The following is a 23,531-nucleotide window of genomic DNA, read 5'->3' as shown; positions in this document are numbered from 1 at the left end:
AAGCAAAAACCCCGCCGAAGCGGGATTCTATAAAGAGTGAAGCTGACCGATAAGCCGGGTTCTGTCGTGGACAGTCATTCATCTAGGCCAGCAATCGCTCACTGGCTCAAGCAGCCTACCCGGGTTCAGTACGGGCCGTACCTTGTGAACCCCTATTTGGCCTTGCTCCGGGTGGAGTTTACCGTGCCACGGACTGTTACCAGCCGCGCGGTGCGCTCTTACCGCACCCTTTCACCCTTACCTGATCCCACTTGCGTGGGCCATCGGCGGTTTGCTCTCTGTTGCACTGGTCGTGGGTTTCCCCCCCAGGCGTTACCTGGCACCCTGCCCTATGGAGCCCGGACTTTCCTCCCCTCCGCCCGTCTCCCCCGAAGAGGACGACGACGAAGCGGCGACTGTCTGGTCAGCTTCGGCGCGCAGTATAGAGGGTTCGTGCGCCTTTGTCACCCCGCACTACGCATTCCGATTGCCAGCGTGGCAGCGATATTCCTTGAAGCGCGGTAAATATTATCCGATGCCCCGCGGAAAGCGTCCTCCAGCGTGCCGATCCGGGTTAATACGCTAAACACCGCATCAATGCCATATTGGTGTACCACGTCCACATCGCGTGTCAGGCTACCGGCAATACCAATTACTGGTTTATGGTACTTCTTCGCTACATTTGCCACACCAATCGGCACTTTGCCATGCACACTCTGGCTGTCGATACGTCCCTCACCGGTGACCACCAGCGTACAATCGTGAATATGTTCTTCCAGATTGAGCGCCTGAGTCACAATCTCGATACCACTGCGCAGCTCCGCGCCTAAAAAAGCCATTAACGCGGCCCCCATTCCACCAGCCGCTCCCGCGCCAGGTACGTCTTTCACATCCACCCTGAGCGATTTTTTAATGATATCGGCATAGTGGGAAAGATTGCGGTCCAGCTCGACAATGTGTTCCTCAGTTGCCCCTTTCTGCGGGCCAAAAATGCGCGAAGCGCCAGAATCGCCAATGAGTGGATTGGTCACATCGCAGGCAACACGGATTGAACAGGTTTTTAAGCGCGGATCCAGCCCCGAAACATCGATGGTATTGAGGCAAATCAGGCTACCGCCGCCGTAACCGATTTCAGTACCGTTGGCATCACAGAGTTTTGCTCCCAGTGCCTGCACCATACCCGCGCCGCCGTCATTGGTCGCGCTACCGCCAATGCCGATAATGATACTTTTCGCACCGCTTTCCAGCGCCTGCAAAATCAACTCTCCGGTACCACAAGACGTTGTCACTAATGGATTGCGTTTTTCAGGAGGAACCAACGCCAGGCCGCTGGCTGCAGCCATTTCAATAAACGCGGTTTTACCGTCACCGGACATGCCCCAGCAGGCATTCACTTTTTCACCCAGCGGCCCCGTCACCCACGCGGAATATTCACTCCCTTGCGTGGCGGCAATCATGGCTTCGACCGTTCCTTCGCCGCCGTCGGCCACCGGAACTGAAACATATTGCGCATCGGGAAATATTTCCCGAAATCCTTTTTCTATTGCCTGAGCGACCTCAGTGGCAGATAGACTTTCTTTATAAGAGTCTGGGGCAATTACGATTTTCATAGTTATGTAGCCTGACTGTGCCGCGCAAGGCAAGAAATACAGGGCGCACATCCGCGCCCTTCTTGTTAGCGTGTGACTTCCACTTTCGCCAGTTTTTCGTAGTAGCATGCGAGCGCGCTGTGATCGGCGGTGCCCATCCCATCTGCACGCAGCGCCTGCATCATCTCCATGACTGCTGCAGTCAGCGGCAACTGCGCGCCAACCCCATGAGAAGTGTCCAGCGCATTGGCCAGATCTTTGATATGCAGGTCAATACGGAAACCCGGCTTAAAGTTGCGGTCCATGACCATCGGCGCTTTCGCGTCCAGTACGGTGCTTCCCGCCAGCCCGCCACGGATCGCCTGATACACCAGATCCGGGTTCACACCCGCTTTGGTCGCCAGCGTCAGCGCTTCAGACATCGCGGCAATGTTCAGCGCCACAATCACCTGGTTCGCCAGCTTAGTGACGTTACCCGCGCCAATGTCACCGGTATGCACCACGGAGCCTGCCATCGCTTTCAGCAGATCGTAGTACTTGTCGAAAATCGCTTTATCACCGCCAACCATCACCGACAACGTGCCATCAATCGCTTTTGGCTCGCCGCCGCTGACCGGCGCATCCAGCATATCCACGCCTTTCGCTTTCAGCGCCTCGCTGATTTCACGGCTGGCTAACGGCGCAATGGAGCTCATGTCGATAAGCACTGTGCCCGGTTTCGCCCCTTCAATAATGCCGCCTTCACCCAGCGCCACTTCCTTAACATGCGGAGAGTTCGGCAGCATGGTGATGATCACATCACACTGCTCAGCAATATCTTTCGCCGTGGCGGCGGTTTCTGCACCTGCGGCAATCACTTGTGCAATGGATTCCGGGTTACGGTCAGCAACCACCAACGAGTAACCTGCCTTGAGGAGGTTTTTACTCATTGGTTTACCCATAATACCGAGGCCAATAAAACCAACTTTCATTGTCATGTCTTTATCTCTCTCTACTGTCGATGGTGGTTATTTCTTAAAAGAATCAGCCAGTTTCTGCGTGGCTGAACGGAACACGCCAAGGTCGCTGCCAACAGCAACAAAGGTCGCGCCCCACTCCAGATAACGACGCGCATCCGCCTCTACCGGCGCCAGAATGCCGCTTGGTTTGCCATGTGCTTTCGCGCGGGCAAAAATGTGCTGGATAGCTTTCTGCACATCAGGATGTGACGCATTGCCGAGATGGCCTAGCGCCGCAGCCAGATCGCTTGGGCCGACGAAGACACCGTCTACGCCTTCGGTCGCCGCGATAGCATCAACGTTATCAACGCCCTGCTGACTTTCGATCTGCACGATGATGGTGATGTTCTTATTCGACTGCGCAAAGTAGTCCGGTACGGTGCCAAACATATTGGCGCGATGGGAGACGGACACGCCGCGAATACCTTCCGGCGGATAGCGGGTCGACGCCACGGCGTTCACTGCCTCTTCTTGTGTCTCAACGAACGGGATCAGGAAGTTGTAAAACCCAATATCCAGCAGGCGCTTGATAATCACCGGCTCGTTGGTCGGCACGCGTACGACCGGCGCGCTGGCGCTGCCTTTCAGCGCCATCAATTGCGGGATAAACGTCGAGATATCGTTCGGCGCGTGTTCGCCGTCCAGTACCAGCCAGTCAAAACCCGCCAGGCCTAAAACTTCGGTACTGATTGGGCTGGCCAATGCAGACCAGCAGCCAATCTGAATCTGTTGCGCCGCGAGGGCCGCTTTAAACTTATTCGGGAAAATCGTGTTATTCATCGCCTATACCTTTGTTTATTTCTGCAATTCCATACGTTTAATGTCACCGACAATAAACAGGTAGCAAACCATTGCCATCAGCGCCGAACACCCTACAAACATCAGCGCAGCATTAAATGAGTGCAGCTCGCTCACCAGATAACCAATCACCAGCGGGGTGACGATAGAGGCTACGTTGCCAAATACGTTAAATACCCCACCGCACAGACCGACGATTTCTTTCGGTGCAGTATCGGAGATCACCGGCCAACCCAGCGCGCCGAAGCCTTTGCCGAAGAACGCCAGCGCCATCAGCGCGACAACCAGGGTGGTGTTATCGGTGTAGTTACACAGAATAATGGTCGACGCGAGCAACATTCCGAGCACAATCGGCAGCTTACGTGCCAAAGTGATGCTGAAGCCACGTTTAATCAGATAATCAGAGAACACACCGCCAAGCACGCCACCGGCAAATCCGCACAGCGCAGGAATCGACGCCACCAGACCGACTTTCAGGATCGACATGCCTTTTTCCTGTACCAGGTAGATCGGGAACCAGGTGAGGAAAAACCAGGTGATGGTGTTGATAAAATACTGTCCGAAGAACACGCCAAGCATCATGCGGTTGGTCAGCAACTGTTTGATATAATGCAGTTTAGGACCACCTGATTTCACATCGCCGGGCTTTTTATGGTCCATATCCACGACCGCGCCGTTTTCAGAGATAAACTTCAGCTCTTCCTGCGACATACGCGGGTGATCGGTTGGGTTATGAATAAACTTTACCCACAGGCCGGTGAGCACAAAACCGATAACGCCCATCACGGTAAAGACGTGCTCCCAGCCCCAGGCAAAGGTCAGCCAGCCCAGCAGCGGCGAAAACAGCGCCAGGGAGAAATATTGTGCGGAGTTAAAAATCGCGGATGCCGTACCGCGCTCTTTCGTCGGGAACCAGGCCGCCACAATACGGGCGTTCGCCGGGAAGGACGGCGCTTCCGAGAAGCCCAGCATAAAGCGCATGATGAACATTGAAATACCCGCCCAGGCCAGCGGGAACATATCTACAAAACCCTGCAAAAAGGTGAACAGCGACCAGAAGAACAGACTGTAAGTGTAAACTTTCTTCGAGCCGAACTTATCCAGCAGCCAGCCGCCAGGGATTTGCATCAACAGGTAAGCCCAACCGAAGGCGGAAAAAATGTAACCCATTGAGATAGCACTGAGCTGCAACTCTTTCGCCACTTCTGTGCCGGCAATAGATAACGTCGCGCGGTCCGCGTAGTTAACGGCGGTAACAATAAAGATTATCAGCAATATTAAATAACGAGTGTGCGTACCTTTCTTTTTCTCTACCACCGTATCCAGTATCATACTATTTACCTCAGGTTACCTCGGGCACATGTCTTTTATTATTCGGCAGGCATTTTTAAGAATTAATTACCACCAATAAAAATACGCAATAATTTATCAGGTGCTATGAAACCGTGATTTAGTATAATCAGCACGACAAAGTTAATCATTGTGCAAATGCTCACTAAAGAAAATGCGTTAGGATATTATCCTGGGCAAATGCACATAAGCATGGGCGCTAATGCACACATTTACGTATTGCCACCTCTGGCAGCATGATGTACCTGAGTTTAAGTGATCATGGTCACATTCTCAGATTTAATCTCCTGACATTCTTATTTCACAATACCAAGTTTTTATTGCTTTTAATTAGCTGCAATATAACAACACCCATACAATTATTATCACCACCTGGCTGGAGAATACTGGACAATGGCCGACATCGAAATTAGACAAGAATCGCCAACGGCGTTTTATATTAAAGTTCACGACACAGATAATGTGGCGATTATTGTCAATGACAATGGTCTGAAAGCCGGGACACGTTTTCCGGATGGACTGGAGCTAATTGAACATATTCCCCAGGGTCATAAAGTGGCGCTCGTGGACATTCCTGTTCACGGCGAAATCGTGCGTTATGGCGAAGTGATAGGCTATGCCGTTCGCGATATCCCCCGCGGTAGTTGGATCGATGAATCGATGGTTGAACTGCCAAAAGCCCCACCGCTGGAAACATTACCGCTGGCAACCAAAGTCCCGGAACCGCTGCCGCCGCTGGAGGGGTGTACCTTCGAAGGGTACCGCAATGCTGACGGCAGCGTCGGCACCAAGAATCTGCTCGGCATCTCCACCAGCGTGCACTGTGTGGCGGGCGTGGTGGACTATGTAGTGAAAATCATTGAGCGCGATCTGCTGCCCAAATATCCGAACGTCGACGGCGTGGTGGGGCTCAATCACTTGTACGGCTGCGGCGTGGCGATCAATGCCCCTGCCGCCATCGTGCCGATTCGTACAATCCACAATATTGCGTTGAACCCGAACTTCGGCGGTGAAGTAATGGTCATCGGCCTTGGCTGCGAAAAACTCCAGCCTGAGCGCCTGCTGGAAGGTACTCACGATGTGAAAAGTATTCCGGTAGACAGCGCCAGTATCGTCAGCCTGCAGGATGAAAAACACGTTGGCTTTAAATCCATGGTAGAAGACATTTTGCAGGTCGCTGAGCGCCACCTGGCAAAGCTCAATCAGCGCCAGCGTGAAACCTGTCCGGCATCAGAACTGGTTGTCGGCATGCAATGCGGCGGCAGCGATGCGTTTTCTGGCGTAACGGCCAACCCGGCGGTAGGTTATGCCTCCGACCTGCTAGTTCGCTGCGGTGCGACCGTGATGTTCTCGGAAGTGACCGAAGTCCGCGATGCGATCCATCTTCTGACCCCACGGGCAGTTAACGAAGAGGTGGGCAAGCGTCTGCTCGAAGAGATGGCCTGGTACGACAACTATCTCGATATGGGAAAAACTGACCGCAGCGCTAACCCCTCTCCGGGTAACAAGAAAGGCGGTCTGGCAAACGTGGTGGAAAAAGCGCTGGGTTCTATTGCCAAGTCAGGCAAGAGCGCGATTGTCGAAGTATTGTCGCCGGGTCAGCGTCCAACCAGGCGCGGCCTGATTTATGCCGCCACCCCGGCAAGCGATTTTGTCTGTGGTACGCAGCAGGTTGCTTCCGGCATTACCGTGCAGGTGTTCACCACCGGTCGCGGTACGCCGTACGGTCTGATGGCCGTGCCGGTGATAAAAATGGCGACGCGAACTGAACTGGCTAATCGTTGGTTTGACCTGATGGACATCAACGCAGGCACCATCGCGACCGGAGAAGAAACCATCGAAGAAGTAGGGTTAAAGCTATTCGAGTTCATTCTCGACGTGGCCAGCGGTCGTAAGAAAACCTTCTCAGATCAGTGGGGATTACATAACCAGCTGGCGGTATTTAACCCGGCACCGGTAACCTGATTTTTCACTGTTTTTTCTTCAGGAGCATGTCTACGGGCATGCTCTTTTTTTTGGCATAAACTTTCGCAACCCTCCCATTACTTTCGAAACTTTCATTTTTCAGATCGAAATCACAAAAAAGCATTACGAAACCCTATACTTTATTTCGAAGAAAGAAATCGAAAGACTTCGGAGGAAGTATGTTTATCATTTCAAGCAAAACGATGCTGAAGAAGGCTCAACAAGAAGGCTACGCCGTCCCCGCGTTTAACATCCACAATCTCGAGACCTTACAGGTTGTCGTGGAAACGGCTGCCGAGCTACGTTCTCCGTTGATCGTCGCCGGAACGCCAGGTACGTTTAGCTACGCTGGTGTAGGTAATATAGTCGCTATCGCCAGCGAGCTGGCCAGAAGCTGGAACCACCCCCTGGCAATTCATCTCGATCACCATGAAAGCGTCAGCGATATTGAAGCGAAAGTCTCCGCAGGGATTCGCTCTGTCATGATCGACGGCTCCCATTTACCGTTTACCGATAACATCGCGTTAGTCAAACGTGTGACGGATTACTGCCACCGCTATGACGTCAGCGTTGAAGCAGAACTGGGACGCCTGGGCGGGCAAGAAGATGATCTGATCGTGGATGGCAAGGATGCACTTTATACCCACCCTGAGCAGGCTCGAGAGTTCGTAGAAAAAACAGGTATCGACTCACTGGCAGTCGCCATTGGCACTGCCCATGGCTTGTACACCGCAGAACCAAAACTGGACTTTGAACGGTTAGCAGAAATTCGTCAATGCGTTGATATTCCTTTAGTTTTACATGGCGCTTCCGGCCTGCCCCCTCAGGATATTAAACGCGCAATCACTCTCGGGATCTGCAAAGTCAACGTCGCTACCGAACTCAAAATCGCCTTTGCTGACGCACTCAAAAACTACCTGAGCGCCCACATCGATGCGAACGATCCACGGCACTACATGGTGCCAGCAAAAACAGCGATGAAAGAGGTGGTACGTAAAGTCATTGCCGACTGCGGCTGCGAAGGAAAGCTGTAAGTCCTTCATTAATTTGAATTGCACGGGTGCTGACAAAGGTTTGTTTTTAAAGCTGGATCACGAAAGATGCTTTTATCCTTTGCCTTCAATCCAAAAATATTATGAAGATAAACAAAAGATATCGGAGATAGAAGTGAAAGAAATAATCTCTCGTCATAAAGCGGGTGAACATTTGGGAATTTGTTCTGTTTGTTCAGCCCACCCGCTGGTGATTGAATCCGCACTACGTTTTGATCTCAATACAGACAGTAAAGTGCTGATCGAAGCGACATCTAATCAGGTAAATCAGTTTGGCGGCTATACCGGGATGAAGCCTGCCGATTTCCGTGACTTTGTGTATAACATTGCAGAACAAGTCGGTTTCCCTCGTGAAAGACTGATTCTCGGGGGCGATCACCTCGGTCCTAACTGCTGGCAAAATGAACCGGCAGCAGAGGCAATGGCGAAATCCGTAGATTTAATTAAAGCTTATGTCGCCGCTGGATTCAGTAAAATCCATCTTGATGCCTCTATGTCCTGTGCTGACGATCCCACACCGCTAGATCCAATGGTTGTCGCCGAGCGCGCCGCTGTGTTATGCCAGGCCGCAGAAGCAACAGCCACTGAAGAACAGAAACGCCAATTAACTTACGTTATAGGGACAGAAGTTCCTGTACCTGGCGGAGAAGCCAGTACTATTGGTACCGTACATGTTACCCGCGAAGAAGATGCTGCCCGTACTCTGGAAACACACCAGGTCGCTTTTCGCGCATTAGGGCTTGAAGAAGCATTAACCCGTGTGATCGCCATTGTCGTCCAGCCAGGCGTAGAGTTTGATCACACACAGATCATTCACTATCAACCACAAGCCGCACAAGCGCTTTCCGCCTGGATCAAAGAGACGCCGATGGTCTACGAAGCGCACTCCACGGATTATCAAACCCGTCAGGCCTATCGTGACCTGGTACGTGACCACTATGCGATTCTGAAAGTCGGTCCCGCGCTGACTTTCGCCCTTCGCGAAGCTATTTTTGCGCTGGCACAAATGGAAAATGAGCTGATCTCTCCGGAACAACGGAGCCGGGTGCTGGAGGTGATTGATGAAGTCATGCTGAATGAGCCGGACTACTGGAAAAAATACTATCGTCCAACCTGGAGCCAGGCGATGGTCGATATTCACTTCAGCTTGTCTGACCGTATTCGCTACTACTGGCCTCATCCGCGCATTCGTCAAAGCGTAGAAAAGTTAATTGCCAACCTGAACGGTGTGGCATTACCGCTGGGGCTAATTAGCCAGTTTATGCCCGTGCAGTTTGAGCGCCTGTCAGAAGGAACGCTCACGGCTACACCACATAATCTGATTATCGACAAAATCCAGGACGTTCTGCGTGCCTATCGCTTTGGCTGCGCGCCAGTTATCGCCTGAAATCTGGAGAATATATGAGCCAACTCTTTGTCCGAACCGGAATTAACTTTAGCTCGTGTCAGCATGCGCTGGTGCACATTGGGGAAGAGATGCTGGCCAAAGGGGTCGTGCATGAAAGCTACCCGCAGGCCCTGATTGAGCGTGAAGCAACCTTTCCAACTGGAATCGCGCTGGAACATCATGCCGTTGCGATCCCGCACTGTGAAGCCGTTCATGCGAAATCGCCAGCTATCTATCTGATTCGCCCAGAGACGCCTGTCAACTTTCAGCAGGCAGATGATGATGAAGAGATAGCGGTCTCTTTAATTATTGCCTTAATCGTTGAGAACCCGACGGCGCAGCTGAAGCTCCTGCGTCGTCTGTTTAGTGAGCTGCAAAACCCGAACACCATTGAAGCATTATTGAATGCGCCAGATGCTGAACTGGCAATGCTCTTTCGGGAAAAAATCCTTGAGTCTGAGCCTTGCGCCCTGGCTTGATAAAAAACTGATAATAAAAGGAATACCCTATGAAACGTAAAGTAATTGTGGCTTGTGGCGGTGCTGTAGCAACTTCAACAATGGCAGCAGAAGAAATTAAAGAATTGTGTGAAGCCAACAATATCCAACTCGACCTGGTTCAGTGCCGGGTAACGGAAATCGAAACCTATATGGATGGAGCAGATCTTATCTGTACCACCGCCCGTGTTGACCGTACTTTTGGCGATATCCCTGTGGTCCACGGCATGCCTTTTGTTTCAGGCGTGGGTATCGAAGCGTTGCAGCAAAAAATACTGACTATCCTCGTGGGGTAACGCCATGTTTAGCGAAATAATGCGTTATATCCTCGATTTAGGTCCAACGGTTATGTTGCCGCTCGTGATCATCATCTTCTCAAAACTATTGGGGATGAAGCTCGGGGATTGTTTTAAATCTGGTCTGCATATTGGGATCGGCTTCGTCGGCATTGGTCTGGTTATTGGCCTGATGCTGGATTCTATCGGGCCTGCCGCAAAAGCAATGGCGGAGCAGTTTCAAATCAACCTGCATGTCATTGATGTTGGTTGGCCGGGTTCATCACCAATGACCTGGGCTTCGCAAATTGCGCTAATTGCGATTCCTGTCGCCATTGGTGTGAATATCCTGATGCTGGTTACCCGCATGACCCGCGTGGTGAACGTCGACATCTGGAATATCTGGCATATGACGTTTACCGGCGCCATGTTGCATCTGGCAACCGGTTCATACTGGCTGGGCATTCTCGGCGTGGTTGTTCATGCCGCTTTCGTCTACAAACTTGGCGACTGGTTTGCGAAAGACACGCGCGACTTTTTCGGTCTCGAAGGTATTGCCATCCCACACGGCTCATCAGCCTATCTGGGACCAATAGCGGTCCTGGTTGATACGATCATTGAAAAAATCCCGGGCCTGAATCGCATTCATTTCAGTGCAGATGATGTACAGAAACGCTTCGGTCCTTTTGGTGAGCCAGTCACCGTCGGTTTTGTTATGGGCTTAGTGATCGGCTTGTTAGCCGGGTATGACATCAAAGCAGTATTGCAACTGGCGGTAAAAACTGCTGCCGTCATGCTGCTCATGCCGCGCGTCATTAAACCGATTATGGATGGCTTAACACCTATCGCGAAGCATGCCCGCAAACGCCTGCAGGCGAGATTTGGCGGTCAGGAGTTCTTAATTGGTCTGGATCCCGCATTGCTGCTCGGCCATACGTCGGTGGTTTCCGCCAGCCTGATCTTTATTCCGCTGACCATTCTGATTGCCGTCCTGGTCCCAGGTAATCAGGTTCTGCCCTTCGGCGATCTCGCCACCATTGGTTTCTTCGTCGCAATGGCGGTAGCCGTTCATCAGGGGAATCTGTTCCGCACGCTGATCTCTGGCGTCATCATCATGGGCATCACCTTGTGGATCGCCACCCAGACCATCGGCTTACACACTCAGCTTGCCGCCAACGCCGGGGCACTGAAAGCAGGTGGAATGGTCGCCTCTCTGGACCAGGGGGGCTCGCCGATCACCTGGTTACTGATTCAGCTCTTTACCTGGCAAAACGTCGTGGCGTTTGCAGTTATTGCCATCATTTACTTCGCAGGTGTGCTATTGACCTGGCGCCGGGCACGTAATTTCGTCGCCGCCGAAAAAGCAGCCGCTATCTCAGAAAGCCAGCCCACATCTTAATTTCTGGGGAGCATTTGCTCCCCTTCACATTTCTGGAGACTCTTATGAAATCAGTGGTTATTCACGCTGAGGGAGACGTACGCGTTGAAGAACGTCCCATGCCCCAACTGCAAGCCGATAACGATGTATTGGTCAGGGTGGTTAGTTCAGGACTTTGCGGTTCTGATATCCCGCGTATTTTCTCTCATGGTGCGCATTATTACCCAATAACGCTGGGTCATGAATTTAGCGGTTATGTTGAATCCTACGGCACTGGCGTTACTGATATGCAACCAGGCGACGCCGTTACCTGTGTGCCGCTGCTCCCCTGCTTCCACTGTCCTCAGTGTGAGCGTGGTTATTTTTCGTTATGTAAGCAATATCAGTTTGTCGGTTCGCGTAGCGAAGGGGGCAATGCGGAATATGTGGTCGTAAAACGCGCCAATCTGTTCCGACTGCCATCAGATATGCCGATTGATGACGGGGCATTCATCGAACCGATTACCGTCGGTTTGCATGCCTTCCATCTGGCCCAGGGCTGCGAAGGCAAAAACGTGATTATCGTTGGCGCAGGCACTATCGGTTTGCTGGCGATGCAATGTGCCCGCGAACTCGGTGCAAAAAGTGTCACGGCAATTGATATCAACCCACAAAAATTGACGTTAGCGAAAGAGTTGGGAGCCACTCACGTATTCAATAGCCGGGAGATAGGCGCGGCGGAAATCTATTCTGCACTGGCCGATATGCAGTTCGATCAGCTTGTACTGGAGACAGCAGGAACACCACAAACCGTAGCCCTGTCTGTAGAAATTGCAGGCCCTCGCGCACAGGTAGCGTTAGTGGGTACATTGCATCAGGACCTGACGCTGACTTCCAGTGTATTTGGCCAAATACTGCGTAAGGAATTAACGATTCTCGGCAGTTGGATGAACTACTCCAGCCCATGGCCAGGAGAGGAGTGGGAAACCGCTGCACGCTTGCTGACCGAAAAACGTTTACAGCTGGAGCCGTTAATTGCCCATAGCGGCGATGCTGACAGTTTTGCCAAAGCGGTAACATCGCTCAATGGCGCACCGATGCAGGGAAAAATTCTGCTCAAATTTGCCTGACCTCACGAGCCAGCAACCTGCGCTGGCTCACATTTCCTTTCGAAATTTAGCGTTCACCTTTCGCAATCCTTCGATTAAACTAGTGATAGTTAAATTATCAGGTAAATCAATATGAACTCATTTGAGAGAAGGAACAAAATTGTCGACCTGATTAATACGCAAGGCAGCGTGCTGGTAATGGACCTTTCGAATACCTTTGGTATTTCTGAAGTGACCATTCGCGCCGACCTGCGGTTATTAGAGGAGAAAGGTCTTGTCACCCGTTTTCACGGCGGAGCGGCAAAACCAGGAAGCCACCTGGCTGAAGGCGACAATCAGGAAGTGATATTGGAAGAGCGGTATCAACTTGCCAGCGATCCGAAAAAAAGGATCGCCCAGGCCGCGACCGCAATGGTCGAAGAAGGCATGACCGTCATTCTCGATAGCGGAAGCACCACCTTGCTTATCGCGGAGGCGTTAAACCGAAAAAGTAATATCACCGTTATTACCAATAGCCTACCCGCCGCATTCACGTTGTCGGAAAACAAAGACATTACGCTGGTCGTCTGCGGTGGAACCGTGCGCCATAAAACGCATTCAATGCATGGCACTATCGCTGAACGTTCCCTACAAGGGATCAGCGCTGACCTGATGTTTGTGGGTGCCGATGGGATTGATGCCACAAATGGCATTACGACATTTAACGAAGGCTACTCCATTAGCAGCGTCATGGCAGCTGCCGCACATAAGGTCATCGCGGTGCTGGACGCGACAAAGTTCAATCGCCGTGGCTTTAATCAGGTATTGCCGATGGAGAAGATTAATTGCGTGATAACCGACGATAGCATCAGCAAGCAGGACAAATCAGCGCTGGCTAAAACAGGCGTTGAGTTACTGATCGTTTAGTTTTTTACCCGCCACATCCCGCCTTTCTTCGCGCCAACGCGTTGCAGTTTGCCTTTTAGCTGCAACGCTTTCAGATAGCGTTCAACTGTTCGGGGTGAAATTTCACACTCATCAGCGATACTTTTGGCAGTTCTACCAGGCTGATTCGACAAGATTCGTAGAATGCGCTTTTCCATATCCAGTAAATCAGACGGCATTTCTTCCGACATTTCTTCCGACAGGGTCGATGATTGTCCTAATCCCTCTTGCAAAGCAGAGATAATGTTTTCCAGAATAAATTCTATAAATGGCGTGCAGCTGCTTTGCCGATCGCACACTCCTAGCACCTGGTAATAGCGATCCTGCTGGTAGTGGATCAGCGTTTCCACCGGCAACCAGGCTAATTCTGAACGCCACTCACTCAGGATTAATGTCTGCCACAATCGCCCCATCCGTCCATTGCCGTCGGCAAAAGGATGAATAAATTCGAACTCATAATGGAATACAGCACCAGCGATAAGCGGGTGAAGTTCTGTCGTTTTTAACCAGTCCAGTAAGTCATTCATCAAGCGAAGAACTTGTGAGACCGGCGGGGCCATATGAATCAGCTGTTTTTCCCTGTAAACACCGACATTGCCAGATCGCAATTGGCCCGGGTTATCGACAAGCCCCATCATCAGGACTTGATGTGCCTGTAAAAGATCGGAGAGTTTTTCACTTTTCCACCCCGACATTTTTTCATATGCCAGAATCGCATTTCTGACTTCCTGTATATCTTTAGCCGGAGCCAAAATACGCTTACCGTCCATCAGGGCTGTAACCTGATCCGTCGTCAACGAATTATGCTCAATCGCTAAAGAGGCCTGAATAGTGCGAATACGATTCTCTTTACGCAAAAGAGGAGATGCCCTGCCCGCCATCACCGCCCAATGCCCCATCAGTTCACCAATCTCAATAACTTGATTGAGGATCAATGGCGTAACGGTAAAAGGCGGTTGATAGGTGCTCACGTTTACTCTCCCTGCTGTTCCAGTGCGTGCTTATACAGTGCATTCTTTTTCACGCCGTGGATTTCAGCGGCCAGCGCGGCGGCCTTTTTCAGCGGCAGTTCTGCCTGTAATAAAGCCAACGTACGCAGCGCATCGGCAGGCAGGTCATCTTCCTGCGCTTTATGCCCTTCGACAATCAGCACCATTTCTCCTTTGCGACGATTTTCATCTTCCTTGACCCACGCCAGCAGCTCGCCAACCGGTGCGCCGTGAATGGTTTCCCAGGTTTTCGTCAACTCACGCGCCAGCACCACGTAACGGGATTCGCCCCAAACGGCAACCATGTCTTCCAGGCTATCCAGCAAGCGGTGGGTAGATTCATAAAAAATAAGCGTACGCGGCTCTGCCTCAATGGCTTTCATCGCATCACGACGCCCTTTCGATTTCGCAGGCAAGAAGCCTTCGTAGCAGAAACGGTCTGAAGGCAGACCAGCAGCGCTCAGGGCAGCAATCGCCGCGCAAGGGCCCGGCAGAGGAACAACGCGGATCCCCGCTTCGCGGCAGGTGCGCACCAGATGGTAGCCAGGATCGTTAATCAGCGGCGTTCCGGCATCGGAAACCAGCGCAATGTTTTGCCCTTCTTTGAGTTTCGCCACCAGCGTTTCCGCTTTTTGTTGCTCATTGTGATCGTGTAACGCAAACAAACGGGCGTTAATCGCGAAGTGTTGTAACAATAATCCGGTATGACGGGTGTCTTCAGCGGCAATCAAATCAACGGCTTGTAAAACTTCGAGCGCTCGTTGGGTAATATCAGCCAAATTTCCTATAGGAGTAGGTACAATAAAGAGTTGGCCTTGAGAATTATCCGCCGATTCGTGTTGTTTCATTGTGTCGTCCGTATTGCCGATTTAATATTGAGCATTGAGTAAAAAAATATCACTGGATACAGTATGGTACCCTCAACATTTTCTCGTTTGAAAGCCGCGCGCGCGCTGCCAGTCATTCTGGCTGCACTGATTTTCGCAGGCTGTGGCACCCAGGCGCCAGACCAGAGTGCAGCCCATATGCAGGGCTCTGCGCAGGCTGATTCCGGCTTTTATCTGCAACAAATGCAGCAAAGCTCAGATGATAGCAAGACCAACTGGCAATTACTCGCCATTCGTGCACTGCTGAAAGAAGGCAAGAGCCAGCAGGCTATCGAACTGTTCAACCAGCTACCGCAGAAACTCAGCGATACTCAGCGTCGTGAGCAGTCTCTGCTCGCCGTCGAGATCAAGCTCGCGCAGAAAGATATCGCTGGCGCTCAGGCCCTGCTGGATAAACTCACTCCTGCCGATTTCGATCAAAACCAGCAGGCCAGATACTGGCAGGCGCAAATCGACGTCAACCAGGGTCGCCCGTCGTTAACGCTATTGCGCTCCCTGATCGCCCAGGAACCGCTGCTGGCCGCGAATGCTAAGCAGAAAAACATCGATGCCACCTGGCAGGCGCTGTCATCTATGACCCAGGAGCAAGCACAGGCGCTGGTCATCAATGCTGATGAAAACGTGCTGCAAGGCTGGTTGGATCTCCAGCGCGTCTGGTTCGATAACCGTAACGATCCTGACATGATGAAAGCCGGTATTGCAGACTGGCAGAAACGTTATCCGCAAAACCCCGGGGCAAAAATGCTGCCAACGCAGTTGGTTAACGTCCAGAGCTTTAAGCCCGCCTCCACCAGCAAAATTGCGCTGCTGCTGCCGCTGAACGGTCAGGCCGCTGTATTTGGCCGGACTATTCAGCAAGGCTTTGAAGCGGCAAAAAATATGGGTACTCAACCCGTAGCGGCCCCTGCTGTAGCTGCGCCTGCTGTGGATACAACAGCTGCGACGACCACGGAACAGCCGCAAACGACTGACGGTGTTGCCAGCCCTTCTCAGGCGTCAGTCAGCGATCTGACCAACGAGACGCCAGCTCAGCCAGAAACACCTGCTGCGCAGCCCGCAGCACCCGCTCAGCCAACAACCGCCAGCGCACCGGCGAATCCATCAGCAGAGCTGAAAATCTACGACACTTCATCACAGCCGCTGAATCAGATCCTGACTCAGGTTCAGCAGGATGGTGCCAGCATCGTGGTTGGTCCGCTGTTGAAAAACAATGTTGAAGAGCTGATGAAAAGCAATACGCCATTAAACGTGCTGGCGCTTAATCAGCCGGAGTCGGTGAAAAACTTGCCGAACGTCTGCTACTTCGCTTTGTCGCCAGAAGATGAAGCGCGCGACGCCGCGCGTCACATCCACGACCAGGGCAAACAGACGCCGCTGCTGTTGATCCCACGCAGTTCATTAGGCGATCGCGTTGCCAACGCCTTTGCACAGGAATGGCAAAAGCTGGGCGGCGGCGTAGTGTTGCAGCAGAAGTTTGGCTCCACCGCCGAGCTGAAAATGGGCGTCAACGGCGGTTCGGGAATTTCCCTGACTGGCAGCCCGGTGGCCTCCTCTGTACCTGCGCAACCTGGCGTGACGATTGGCGGCCTGACGATTCCGGCTGCGCCTACAGATGCACAGATCACCGGCGGAAGCGACCGTGTTGATGCCGTGTATATTCTGGCGACGCCGGAAGAAATTGCCTTTATTAAGCCGATGATCGCTATGCGCAACGGCAGCCAGAGCGGAGCGACGCTGTACGCCAGCTCCCGTAGCGCGCAGGGAACTGCTGGCCCGGATTTCCGTCTGGAGATGGAAGGCTTGCAGTACAGCGAAATACCGATGCTGGCAGGTGCTAACGCTCCTCTCATGCAGCAGGCGCTTGGCGCGGTTCGTAACGACTACTCACTGGCACGTATGTATGCCATGGGCGTCGATGCCTGGTCACTTGCCAACCACTTCTCGCAAATGCGTCAGGTACAGGGCTTCGAAATTAACGGCAACACCGGCGCGTTGACCGCAACGCAGGATTGCGTGATTAACAGGAAGTTATCATGGCTCAAATACCAGCAAGGACAGGTCGTCCCCGCCAGTTAACGAGTAAACAGACCGGTGATACGTGGGAAACGACTGCGCGCCACTGGCTGGAAAGCAAAGGACTGCGTTTTATCGCCGCCAACGTACGTGAACGTGGCGGCGAAATCGACCTGATAATGCGTGAAGGCAACACCACCGTCTTTGTTGAGGTTCGCTATCGGCGCTCGGCCCAGTTTGGCGGCGCAGCGGCGAGTGTGACCCGGAGCAAACAACACAAATTATTACAGACCGCCCGCTTGTGGCTTGCGCGCCACAATGGGAGTTTTGATACTGTGGATTGCCGGTTCGATGTGTTAGCCTTCACCGGAAATGATGTTGAGTGGTTTAAGGACGCGTTCAACGACCGCTCATAGTTGAAGATTCAGAGCCTGGTTCTTAAGGATTAGCGTGTTAGATAGAATTAAAGTCTGCTTTACTGAAAGCATTCAAACTCAGATAGCTGCGGCTGAAGCACTCCCGGATGCGATCTCCCGTGCAGCCATGACGCTGGTTCAGTCCCTGCTCAATGGCAACAAAATTCTCTGTTGTGGTAATGGGACGTCCGCTGCCAACGCACAGCATTTTGCTGCCAGCATGATCAACCGTTTTGAAACAGAACGCCCAAGTTTACCTGCGATTGCACTAAATACTGATAATGTGGTCTTAACTGCGATTGCCAACGATCGCCTGCACGACGAAGTTTATGCAAAACAAGTCCGTGCGCTGGGACATGCAGGTGATGTTCTATTGGCAATTTCTACGCGTGGTAATAGCCGCGATATCGTAAAAGCCGTTGAAGCAGCCGTTACGCGCGACATGACGATCGTTGCGTTGACCGGTTATGACGGAGGGGAGCTGGCCGGGTTGTTGGGGCCACAGGATGTTGAAATCCGCATCCCGTCACACCACAGCGCCCGCATTCAGGAAATGCATATGCTGACGGTCAATTGCCTTTGCGATCTCATTGATAACACGCTTTTCCCTCACCAGGATGATTAAGGAGTACACATGAAGGCATTTTCGCCGCTCGCCGTCGTTCTCTCAGCATTGCTGTTGCAAGGCTGTGTAGCTGCCGCCGTTGTCGGAACAGCAGCTGTCGGGACGAAAGCAGCAACGGATCCTCGCAGTGTCGGCACCCAGGTAGATGATGGGACCCTGGAATTACGCGTCAATACGGCGTTGTCGAAAGATGCCCAGATCAAGAAAGAAGCGCGCATCAACGTGAGCGCATATCAGGGTAAAGTGCTGCTGGTCGGCCAGTCACCTAATAGCGAACTGTCTGCACGAGCAAAACAGATTGCGATGGGCGTAGAAGGTACGACTGAGGTCTTTAATGAGATCCGTCAGGGCCAGCCAATCGGTCTGGGCGATGCGTCCAACGATACCTGGATAACCACCAAAGTACGTTCCCAGTTACTGACCAGCGATCAGGTGAAATCCTCTAACGTGAAAGTCACCACCGAGAATGGAGAAGTGTTCCTGTTAGGTCTGGTGACCGAACGCGAAGCGAAGGCAGCGGCAGACATCGCCAGCCGGGTAAGCGGCGTGAAACGCGTCACGACGGCCTTTACGTTTATTAAGTAATACTGATGCCGGATAGCGACGCCAGGGCGTCTTATCCGGCCTACAGGACGTTATCGTTTGTAGGTCGGATAAGCGTCAGCGCCATCCGACATTTTATTTAGCCCTTTCGCGTAACTCGGAAGAGGTCAGGATCGAAACCCCTTCATGCCCAGGCGCCAGCGCTTCTGCCAACATTGCCCGCGCAACATCGCGCGCTTCAATCGACTTCCAGTTACCCGGCAGCAGCCTGAACAACGGCGCTAAAAACATTTCATTCGCCCGCTGTTTATCCCGATCACCCAGTAGCATAGAAGGCCGGGCAATCGTCAGCCGGGGCCATTTCTGCGCGATCAGCGCCTGCTCCATTTCCCCTTTCACCCGATTATAAAAAAACGGCGAATGTGCATTGGCTCCCATCGAACTCACTACCAGCATATGCTGGGCCCCCAGCCGCTGTCCCGTCAGAGCTGTATCCACTACCAGCGTATAGTCAGCGTGGATAAATGCTTCTTTGCTGCCCGCTTCACGTCGGGTCGTTCCCAGACAACAAAAGACAATATCGACCGGATCGGTAACCTGCGCCAGAGCATCGGTTAGCTGCGGATCGTGGGGATTATAGATGCCAACCGTATCAGCCAGCGGTCGACGCGTCGGCGCCGTAATGGCATTGATCCGGGGTTCATTCAGTAGCATCCGTAATAAATGTCCACCCACCAGACCCGTTGCACCGGTTATTAATACCTGGCTCATCGTTTATTTTCCCCTGACGCTTCAATCACTCTTTTAACTATAGATCACGTAGCCAGTGCATCTTTTTACCGAAGCCCAGCGTGTTGTCAGTGAATTTGACTTCATCCAGTCGAATCTCCCACACGGGCGCTGGCAACATTCTGGCGATGGGGAAACGGCGGTTGTAGGCGTTACGCGCGGTTTCACTCTCCTGCCCTTCAAGACGGCGAATTTCCCCCTTAAACTGCACGCCACGAATCAGGGCGACCGTTTTGGGCTGACCATTTACCGTGCCGGCAATCGGTGCACACGGTCCCGACATCTGCGCATGGCGCGTTTTATCTTCGGTCAGCACATAGAATGCCATCTTCTGCGCATCAAACAGGTAAAACGCATTGGCGCACCACAATTCACCTTCATGGTGTACACACCAGGTCACGACGTGCTGTTTTGCCAGCCAGCGAGACACCGCAGTCAGTGTTTCCATTTCTGTTCTCTTTTATACTGTAGGCCTGAAAATTATCACGTCGATGGTGACAATGACACCCTGGTATCTGTACCTGATCCGTACCGCTGACAACGCCTTATACACCGGAATAACCACCGATGTGCAGCGCCGCTATAAGCAGCATCAAAGTGGGAAAGGCGCGAAGGCGCTACGTGGAAAGGGGGAACTCACGTTGGCATTTGCGGCGCAGGTTGGCGACCGTTCGCTGGCCCTGCGCATAGAGTATCGCGTCAAACAGCTCACAAAGCGTCAGAAAGAGCGCCTTGTAGAAGGCGAAGGGCTTGAGGCTCTACTGAGCAGCCTGCAAGCCCCGCATGTTAAAAACGATTGAAGTGGTCGTGGTATTCCACCAGGCCCGTCACGCCCTCCAGCGCATCATCCGCCAGGCGATGAACCTGGAACGCGCTTTCGGTGCCCGGCCAGCGACAACGCAGGTCATGATGCGCTGCCAGCTCAAAGCCAAAGCGGCTGTACAGTGCCGGAGCGCCCAGCGTAACCACCGCGGCGTAGCCAAACTCGTTCAGGGAATCGAGTCCTTCATAGACCAGTTGACGCGCCAGGCCCTGTCCCCGGTAGTTTTCATCCACCGCGAGCGGCGCCATGCCGACCCATTGCAGATCTTCACCCTGCACATCGACAGGGCTGAACGCGACGTAACCCACTACCTGACCTTCATCATCGGTAGCAACCAAACCCAGCGTTAAGAAACCATCTTCACGCAGGTCGTGGACTAATTTTGCTTCCGCATCGCTCTCAAATGAACGGCGCAGCAATGCATCAATACCAGGGGCATCAATGGGAATCTCAACTCGAATCAGCATGGCTCACCTACCGAGGTCTGTTTGGTTTCTGGCGACGTTTTCATACCCACCTCAACAAAATCCGCCAACTGCATCAGCATGACGCGCAACGCTTTAGGCATCTGCTCCAGTTCGATGGCATCCATCAGATTTTTTACGTATAGCCCTAATTCTGTATCACCTTCAATCACCAGGCGACGCTGGAAGAAAAGCGTATCCGGATCCTGCTTGCGGGCCACGATCATCAGGAGATCGCTGGCATCTGCGCTAAAACTCACATCCGCATCTGCATTCTGGCTGACGATAAGTTTATCGTTCTCAACAGAGGTATACCATTTGAGGTCAATGTCACGCACATGAATGCTCAGCCAGCGACCTTCGAGAAACTCCAGCTCCCCATCGGCCAGCGCCTGACTAAACTGCCAGCTCAGGACCTGTTCCAGAACCTGGCGCTTCAGCGCAAAGGGCGTCAGTTTAACCGGTACACTGATCAGAGAAGGACCTAAATGTACTAAGCGTGAACGCAGTTTATCCAACACGAGCTTTACTCCCTGTTTCAATAGTCCTGCTATTTTGCCATATCAAATAAACGACATAGCGGCATAAATCAACAATTCGCTACGAAATTGTTACCTCTTTATTGGTGTCACCAATACGACTTTAACTGCCTCAAATCAAAAATTGTCTCAGCAAGGTTAACTAAAATCCCTCTTCGTTAACATTTCTGCGCCCTACATGGCGCAACGTTCAGGATAAATTATGGAGCTGCTCTGCCCTGCCGGAAACCTCCCGGCGCTTAAGGCGGCCATCGAGAACGGCGCTGATGCTGTCTACATCGGGCTGAAAGATGATACCAACGCCCGTCATTTCGCCGGCCTTAATTTTACCGAGAAAAAATTGCAGGAAGCGGTGAGTTTCGTTCATCAGCACCGCCGTAAGCTGCACATTGCGATTAACACCTTTGCCCATCCGGATGGGTATGTACGCTGGCAACGTGCCGTGGATATGGCGGCACAACTGGGTGCGGATGCGCTGATCCTCGCCGACCTCGCCATGCTTGAGTATGCCGCAGAGCGCTATCCCCATATTGAGCGCCATGTCTCCGTTCAGGCATCTGCGACTAACGAAGAGGCAATTAATTTCTACCATCGCAACTTTGACGTTGCGCGGGTCGTACTGCCACGCGTGCTGTCGATTCATCAGGTGAAGCAATTAGCCCGCGTAACCCCAGTTCCGTTAGAAGTGTTTGCCTTCGGCAGTCTGTGCATTATGGCAGAAGGTCGTTGCTACTTATCTTCTTATTTGACAGGCGAATCGCCAAACACCGTGGGTGCCTGCTCCCCTGCTCGCTTTGTGCGCTGGCAACAGACCCCACAAGGGCTGGAATCCCGTCTAAACGAAGTTCTGATCGATCGCTATCAGGATGGAGAAAACGCCGGTTATCCGACGCTGTGTAAAGGTCGCTATCTGGTTGATGGCGAACGCTATCATGCACTGGAAGAGCCCACCAGTCTGAACACGCTGGAACTGCTGCCCGACTTACTGGCCGCCAATATTGCTTCGGTCAAAATCGAGGGACGTCAGCGCAGCCCGGCTTATGTCAGCCAGGTGGCGAAAGTGTGGCGTCAGGCGATCGACCGCTGTATGGCCGATCCTCAAAACTACGCCCCGCAGGACGCGTGGATGGAAACGCTCGGTTCAATGTCCGAAGGCACGCAGACCACGCTTGGCGCGTATCACCGTAAATGGCAGTGAGAGAAGCAATGAAATATTCCTTAGGGCCGGTGCTGTGGTACTGGCCGAAAGAAACGCTGGAAGATTTTTATCAGCAGGCCGCCGTAAGCCAGGCCGACGTTATCTATCTTGGCGAAGCGGTATGCAGTAAACGTCGCGCCACCAAAGTGGGCGACTGGCTGGATATGGCGAAATCACTCGCGGGCAGCGGTAAACAGGTGGTGCTCTCTACGCTGGCGCTGGTGCAAGCTTCCTCTGAGCTGGGAGAACTGAAGCGCTATGTTGAAAATGGCGACTTCCTGGTGGAAGCCAGCGATCTCGGCGTGGTAAACATGTGCGCCGAGCGTAAGCTGCCGTTTGTCGCCGGGCATGCGCTCAACTGCTACAACGCGGTAACCCTGCGTTTGCTGCTCAAGCAGGGCATGACGCGCTGGTGTATGCCGGTTGAGCTGTCCCGTGACTGGCTGGTAAACCTGCTCAACCAGTGTGATGAGCTGGGTATTCGCAATCAGTTTGAAGTCGAGGTGCTGAGCTACGGGCATCTGCCGCTGGCGTACTCTGCTCGCTGCTTTACCGCGCGTTCCGAAGATCGGCCAAAAGACGAATGTGAAACCTGCTGCATCAAATACCCCAACGGGCGTGATGTGCTGTCGCAGGAAAATCAGCAGGTCTTTGTCCTCAACGGGATCCAGACCATGAGCGGCTATGTCTACAACCTCGGCAACGAGCTGACATCGATGCAGGGTCTGGTTGATATTGTGCGTCTGTCCCCTTCAGGCACTGAAACATTCGCCATGCTCGACGCCTTCCGCGCCAATAAAAATGGCACGGCCCCATTACCCCTTGCCGCCCACAGTGACTGCAACGGCTACTGGAAGCGACTGGCTGGTCTGGAGCTGCAGGCGTAAAAAAGCTCACTTTGTTAACAACGGTAATCAAATTTTAATGCAGTATTAAAAGATTAACCGGTAACAAAGTGAGCCGTT

25 protein-coding genes and 1 other RNA gene are annotated in these 23,531 nt (G+C 52.6%); 15 read left to right on the top strand and 11 right to left on the bottom strand.

What is annotated here, in order from left to right:
- Window positions 1-34: 34 nt before the first annotated feature.
- The 5 genes from rnpB to garP all read right to left on the bottom strand — a co-directional run bounded on the left by rnpB (window position 35) and on the right by garP (window position 4,696).
- An RNA gene (gene rnpB, locus HV041_RS24765) (RNase P RNA component class A) lies at window positions 35-411 on the bottom strand.
- A 32-nt stretch (window positions 412-443) separates the two neighbouring features.
- Window positions 444-1,589 (bottom strand): glycerate 2-kinase, encoded by a 1,146-nt coding sequence (garK, locus tag HV041_RS24760; RefSeq protein ID WP_121585090.1) that lies wholly within the window; start codon window positions 1,587-1,589, stop codon window positions 444-446.
- Between the two features lie 65 nt (window positions 1,590-1,654).
- Complete coding sequence (gene garR, locus HV041_RS24755; protein ID WP_115642797.1) at window positions 1,655-2,545, bottom strand: 2-hydroxy-3-oxopropionate reductase; 891 nt, start codon at window positions 2,543-2,545, stop codon at window positions 1,655-1,657.
- 30 nt (window positions 2,546-2,575) lie between these two features.
- Complete coding sequence (garL, locus tag HV041_RS24750; protein ID WP_003840018.1) at window positions 2,576-3,346, bottom strand: 2-dehydro-3-deoxyglucarate aldolase; 771 nt, start codon at window positions 3,344-3,346, stop codon at window positions 2,576-2,578.
- A 15-nt stretch (window positions 3,347-3,361) separates the two neighbouring features.
- Window positions 3,362-4,696 (bottom strand): galactarate/glucarate/glycerate transporter GarP, encoded by a 1,335-nt coding sequence (garP, locus tag HV041_RS24745; protein ID WP_003024898.1) that lies wholly within the window; start codon window positions 4,694-4,696, stop codon window positions 3,362-3,364.
- Between the two features lie 411 nt (window positions 4,697-5,107).
- On the opposite strand from garP, the gene garD reads away from it, so the two are divergent.
- The 8 genes from garD (at window position 5,108) to HV041_RS24705 (ending at window position 13,262) form a co-directional block, all read left to right on the top strand.
- Entirely contained in the window at window positions 5,108-6,679 is a 1,572-nt protein-coding gene (gene garD, locus HV041_RS24740; protein ID WP_121585092.1) for a galactarate dehydratase, read from the top strand.
- 179 nt (window positions 6,680-6,858) lie between these two features.
- Complete coding sequence (locus HV041_RS24735) at window positions 6,859-7,713, top strand: tagatose bisphosphate family class II aldolase (RefSeq protein ID WP_061068670.1); 855 nt, start codon at window positions 6,859-6,861, stop codon at window positions 7,711-7,713.
- A gap of 133 nt (window positions 7,714-7,846) precedes the next feature.
- On the top strand, window positions 7,847-9,118 hold the full coding sequence (gatZ, locus tag HV041_RS24730; protein ID WP_061068671.1) for a tagatose-bisphosphate aldolase subunit GatZ: 1,272 nt from the start codon (window positions 7,847-7,849) through the stop codon (window positions 9,116-9,118).
- 14 nt (window positions 9,119-9,132) lie between these two features.
- On the top strand, window positions 9,133-9,597 hold the full coding sequence (gene gatA, locus HV041_RS24725; RefSeq protein ID WP_121585093.1) for a PTS galactitol transporter subunit IIA: 465 nt from the start codon (window positions 9,133-9,135) through the stop codon (window positions 9,595-9,597).
- Window positions 9,598-9,626: 29 nt separating this feature from the next.
- Window positions 9,627-9,911, top strand: a complete 285-nt coding sequence (gatB, locus tag HV041_RS24720; protein ID WP_003828616.1) for a PTS galactitol transporter subunit IIB — start codon at window positions 9,627-9,629, stop codon at window positions 9,909-9,911.
- Window positions 9,912-9,915: 4 nt separating this feature from the next.
- A complete protein-coding gene (locus HV041_RS24715) occupies window positions 9,916-11,289 on the top strand; it encodes a PTS galactitol transporter subunit IIC (RefSeq protein ID WP_121585094.1) in 1,374 nt (457 codons plus the stop codon).
- Between the two features lie 44 nt (window positions 11,290-11,333).
- Entirely contained in the window at window positions 11,334-12,377 is a 1,044-nt protein-coding gene (gene gatD, locus HV041_RS24710; protein ID WP_121585095.1) for a galactitol-1-phosphate 5-dehydrogenase, read from the top strand.
- A 111-nt stretch (window positions 12,378-12,488) separates the two neighbouring features.
- Window positions 12,489-13,262: a DeoR/GlpR family DNA-binding transcription regulator gene (locus HV041_RS24705; RefSeq protein WP_048213375.1), complete on the top strand. Its 774-nt coding sequence runs from the start codon at window positions 12,489-12,491 to the stop codon at window positions 13,260-13,262.
- Here the strand turns inward: HV041_RS24705 and HV041_RS24700 are convergent.
- Together HV041_RS24700 and rsmI are read right to left on the bottom strand one after the other, a co-directional pair.
- A complete protein-coding gene (locus HV041_RS24700; RefSeq protein ID WP_121585096.1) occupies window positions 13,259-14,251 on the bottom strand; it encodes a Fic family protein in 993 nt (330 codons plus the stop codon). The genes HV041_RS24705 and HV041_RS24700 overlap by 4 nt on opposite strands.
- Window positions 14,252-14,253: 2 nt before the next feature.
- Complete coding sequence (gene rsmI / locus HV041_RS24695; protein ID WP_003024942.1) at window positions 14,254-15,117, bottom strand: 16S rRNA (cytidine(1402)-2'-O)-methyltransferase; 864 nt, start codon at window positions 15,115-15,117, stop codon at window positions 14,254-14,256.
- Between the two features lie 63 nt (window positions 15,118-15,180).
- Between rsmI and HV041_RS24690 the strand changes: the two genes are divergently transcribed.
- Genes HV041_RS24690 through dolP form a run of 4 tightly spaced genes read left to right on the top strand, consistent with a single transcriptional unit; the run spans window position 15,181 to window position 18,795 of the window.
- A complete protein-coding gene (locus HV041_RS24690) occupies window positions 15,181-17,232 on the top strand; it encodes a penicillin-binding protein activator (protein ID WP_121585097.1) in 2,052 nt (683 codons plus the stop codon).
- Entirely contained in the window at window positions 17,190-17,585 is a 396-nt protein-coding gene (locus tag HV041_RS24685) for a YraN family protein (protein WP_121585098.1), read from the top strand. Before HV041_RS24690 ends, HV041_RS24685 begins: the two co-directional genes overlap by 43 nt.
- Window positions 17,586-17,619: 34 nt before the next feature.
- Complete coding sequence (gene diaA, locus HV041_RS24680) at window positions 17,620-18,210, top strand: DnaA initiator-associating protein DiaA (RefSeq protein ID WP_048213380.1); 591 nt, start codon at window positions 17,620-17,622, stop codon at window positions 18,208-18,210.
- A 9-nt stretch (window positions 18,211-18,219) separates the two neighbouring features.
- Window positions 18,220-18,795, top strand: a complete 576-nt coding sequence (gene dolP / locus HV041_RS24675) for a division/outer membrane stress-associated lipid-binding lipoprotein (protein WP_048213381.1) — start codon at window positions 18,220-18,222, stop codon at window positions 18,793-18,795.
- A 93-nt stretch (window positions 18,796-18,888) separates the two neighbouring features.
- On the opposite strand, the gene HV041_RS24670 is transcribed toward dolP, so the two are convergent.
- The gene (locus tag HV041_RS24670) at window positions 18,889-19,524 is read right to left on the bottom strand and encodes an NAD(P)H-binding protein (protein WP_121585099.1); all 636 of its coding nucleotides are present in this window, start codon (window positions 19,522-19,524) and stop codon (window positions 18,889-18,891) included.
- A gap of 37 nt (window positions 19,525-19,561) precedes the next feature.
- Entirely contained in the window at window positions 19,562-19,990 is a 429-nt protein-coding gene (locus HV041_RS24665) for a YhbP family protein (protein WP_048213383.1), read from the bottom strand.
- A 43-nt stretch (window positions 19,991-20,033) separates the two neighbouring features.
- Here HV041_RS24665 and HV041_RS24660 point away from each other — a divergent pair, with 43 nt between their 5' ends.
- The gene (locus HV041_RS24660; RefSeq protein WP_269149339.1) at window positions 20,034-20,342 is read left to right on the top strand and encodes a GIY-YIG nuclease family protein; all 309 of its coding nucleotides are present in this window, start codon (window positions 20,034-20,036) and stop codon (window positions 20,340-20,342) included.
- On the opposite strand, the gene HV041_RS24655 is transcribed toward HV041_RS24660, so the two are convergent.
- Both HV041_RS24655 and HV041_RS24650 read right to left on the bottom strand, forming a co-directional pair.
- Complete coding sequence (locus tag HV041_RS24655) at window positions 20,329-20,832, bottom strand: N-acetyltransferase (protein ID WP_121585100.1); 504 nt, start codon at window positions 20,830-20,832, stop codon at window positions 20,329-20,331. The two genes, HV041_RS24660 and HV041_RS24655, sit on opposite strands and share 14 nt — an antisense overlap.
- Window positions 20,826-21,350: an SCP2 domain-containing protein gene (locus tag HV041_RS24650; protein ID WP_182294301.1), complete on the bottom strand. Its 525-nt coding sequence runs from the start codon at window positions 21,348-21,350 to the stop codon at window positions 20,826-20,828. The genes HV041_RS24655 and HV041_RS24650 overlap by 7 nt, the downstream gene beginning before the upstream one ends.
- 220 nt (window positions 21,351-21,570) lie before the next feature.
- On the opposite strand from HV041_RS24650, the gene HV041_RS24645 reads away from it, so the two are divergent.
- Together HV041_RS24645 and HV041_RS24640 are read left to right on the top strand one after the other, a co-directional pair.
- Window positions 21,571-22,566 (top strand): peptidase U32 family protein, encoded by a 996-nt coding sequence (locus HV041_RS24645; protein WP_115642792.1) that lies wholly within the window; start codon window positions 21,571-21,573, stop codon window positions 22,564-22,566.
- Window positions 22,557-23,453, top strand: coding sequence for a U32 family peptidase (locus tag HV041_RS24640; protein ID WP_048213388.1), 897 nt, complete (start codon window positions 22,557-22,559; stop codon window positions 23,451-23,453). Before HV041_RS24645 ends, HV041_RS24640 begins: the two co-directional genes overlap by 10 nt.
- Window positions 23,454-23,531: the final 78 nt, after the last annotated feature.

Origin of the sequence: Citrobacter sp. RHBSTW-00029 (assembly GCF_014104295.1) — a bacterium.
Lineage (GTDB): Bacteria > Pseudomonadota > Gammaproteobacteria > Enterobacterales > Enterobacteriaceae > Citrobacter > Citrobacter youngae.
Note: the sequence above shows the minus strand (reverse complement) of the source record. Positions and strands in the feature narration are given on the sequence as shown.

What these genes read in the sequence shown, in the direction of transcription:
- garK (WP_121585090.1), bottom strand. Translation starts at nt 1,589, where the DNA reads ATGAAAATCGTAATTGCCCCAGACTCTTATAAAGAAAGTCTATCTGCC.
- garR (WP_115642797.1), bottom strand. Translation starts at nt 2,545, where the DNA reads ATGACAATGAAAGTTGGTTTTATTGGCCTCGGTATTATGGGTAAACCA.
- garL (WP_003840018.1), bottom strand. Translation starts at nt 3,346, where the DNA reads ATGAATAACACGATTTTCCCGAATAAGTTTAAAGCGGCCCTCGCGGCG.
- garP (WP_003024898.1), bottom strand. Translation starts at nt 4,696, where the DNA reads ATGATACTGGATACGGTGGTAGAGAAAAAGAAAGGTACGCACACTCGT.
- garD (WP_121585092.1), top strand. Translation starts at nt 5,108, where the DNA reads ATGGCCGACATCGAAATTAGACAAGAATCGCCAACGGCGTTTTATATT.
- HV041_RS24735 (WP_061068670.1), top strand. Translation starts at nt 6,859, where the DNA reads ATGTTTATCATTTCAAGCAAAACGATGCTGAAGAAGGCTCAACAAGAA.
- gatA (WP_121585093.1), top strand. Translation starts at nt 9,133, where the DNA reads ATGAGCCAACTCTTTGTCCGAACCGGAATTAACTTTAGCTCGTGTCAG.
- gatB (WP_003828616.1), top strand. Translation starts at nt 9,627, where the DNA reads ATGAAACGTAAAGTAATTGTGGCTTGTGGCGGTGCTGTAGCAACTTCA.
- HV041_RS24715 (WP_121585094.1), top strand. Translation starts at nt 9,916, where the DNA reads ATGTTTAGCGAAATAATGCGTTATATCCTCGATTTAGGTCCAACGGTT.
- gatD (WP_121585095.1), top strand. Translation starts at nt 11,334, where the DNA reads ATGAAATCAGTGGTTATTCACGCTGAGGGAGACGTACGCGTTGAAGAA.
- HV041_RS24705 (WP_048213375.1), top strand. Translation starts at nt 12,489, where the DNA reads ATGAACTCATTTGAGAGAAGGAACAAAATTGTCGACCTGATTAATACG.
- rsmI (WP_003024942.1), bottom strand. Translation starts at nt 15,117, where the DNA reads ATGAAACAACACGAATCGGCGGATAATTCTCAAGGCCAACTCTTTATT.
- HV041_RS24690 (WP_121585097.1), top strand. Translation starts at nt 15,181, where the DNA reads ATGGTACCCTCAACATTTTCTCGTTTGAAAGCCGCGCGCGCGCTGCCA.
- HV041_RS24685 (WP_121585098.1), top strand. Translation starts at nt 17,190, where the DNA reads ATGGCTCAAATACCAGCAAGGACAGGTCGTCCCCGCCAGTTAACGAGT.
- dolP (WP_048213381.1), top strand. Translation starts at nt 18,220, where the DNA reads ATGAAGGCATTTTCGCCGCTCGCCGTCGTTCTCTCAGCATTGCTGTTG.
- HV041_RS24670 (WP_121585099.1), bottom strand. Translation starts at nt 19,524, where the DNA reads ATGAGCCAGGTATTAATAACCGGTGCAACGGGTCTGGTGGGTGGACAT.
- HV041_RS24665 (WP_048213383.1), bottom strand. Translation starts at nt 19,990, where the DNA reads ATGGAAACACTGACTGCGGTGTCTCGCTGGCTGGCAAAACAGCACGTC.
- HV041_RS24660 (WP_269149339.1), top strand. Translation starts at nt 20,034, where the DNA reads ATGGTGACAATGACACCCTGGTATCTGTACCTGATCCGTACCGCTGAC.
- HV041_RS24655 (WP_121585100.1), bottom strand. Translation starts at nt 20,832, where the DNA reads ATGCTGATTCGAGTTGAGATTCCCATTGATGCCCCTGGTATTGATGCA.
- HV041_RS24645 (WP_115642792.1), top strand. Translation starts at nt 21,571, where the DNA reads ATGGAGCTGCTCTGCCCTGCCGGAAACCTCCCGGCGCTTAAGGCGGCC.
- HV041_RS24640 (WP_048213388.1), top strand. Translation starts at nt 22,557, where the DNA reads ATGGCAGTGAGAGAAGCAATGAAATATTCCTTAGGGCCGGTGCTGTGG.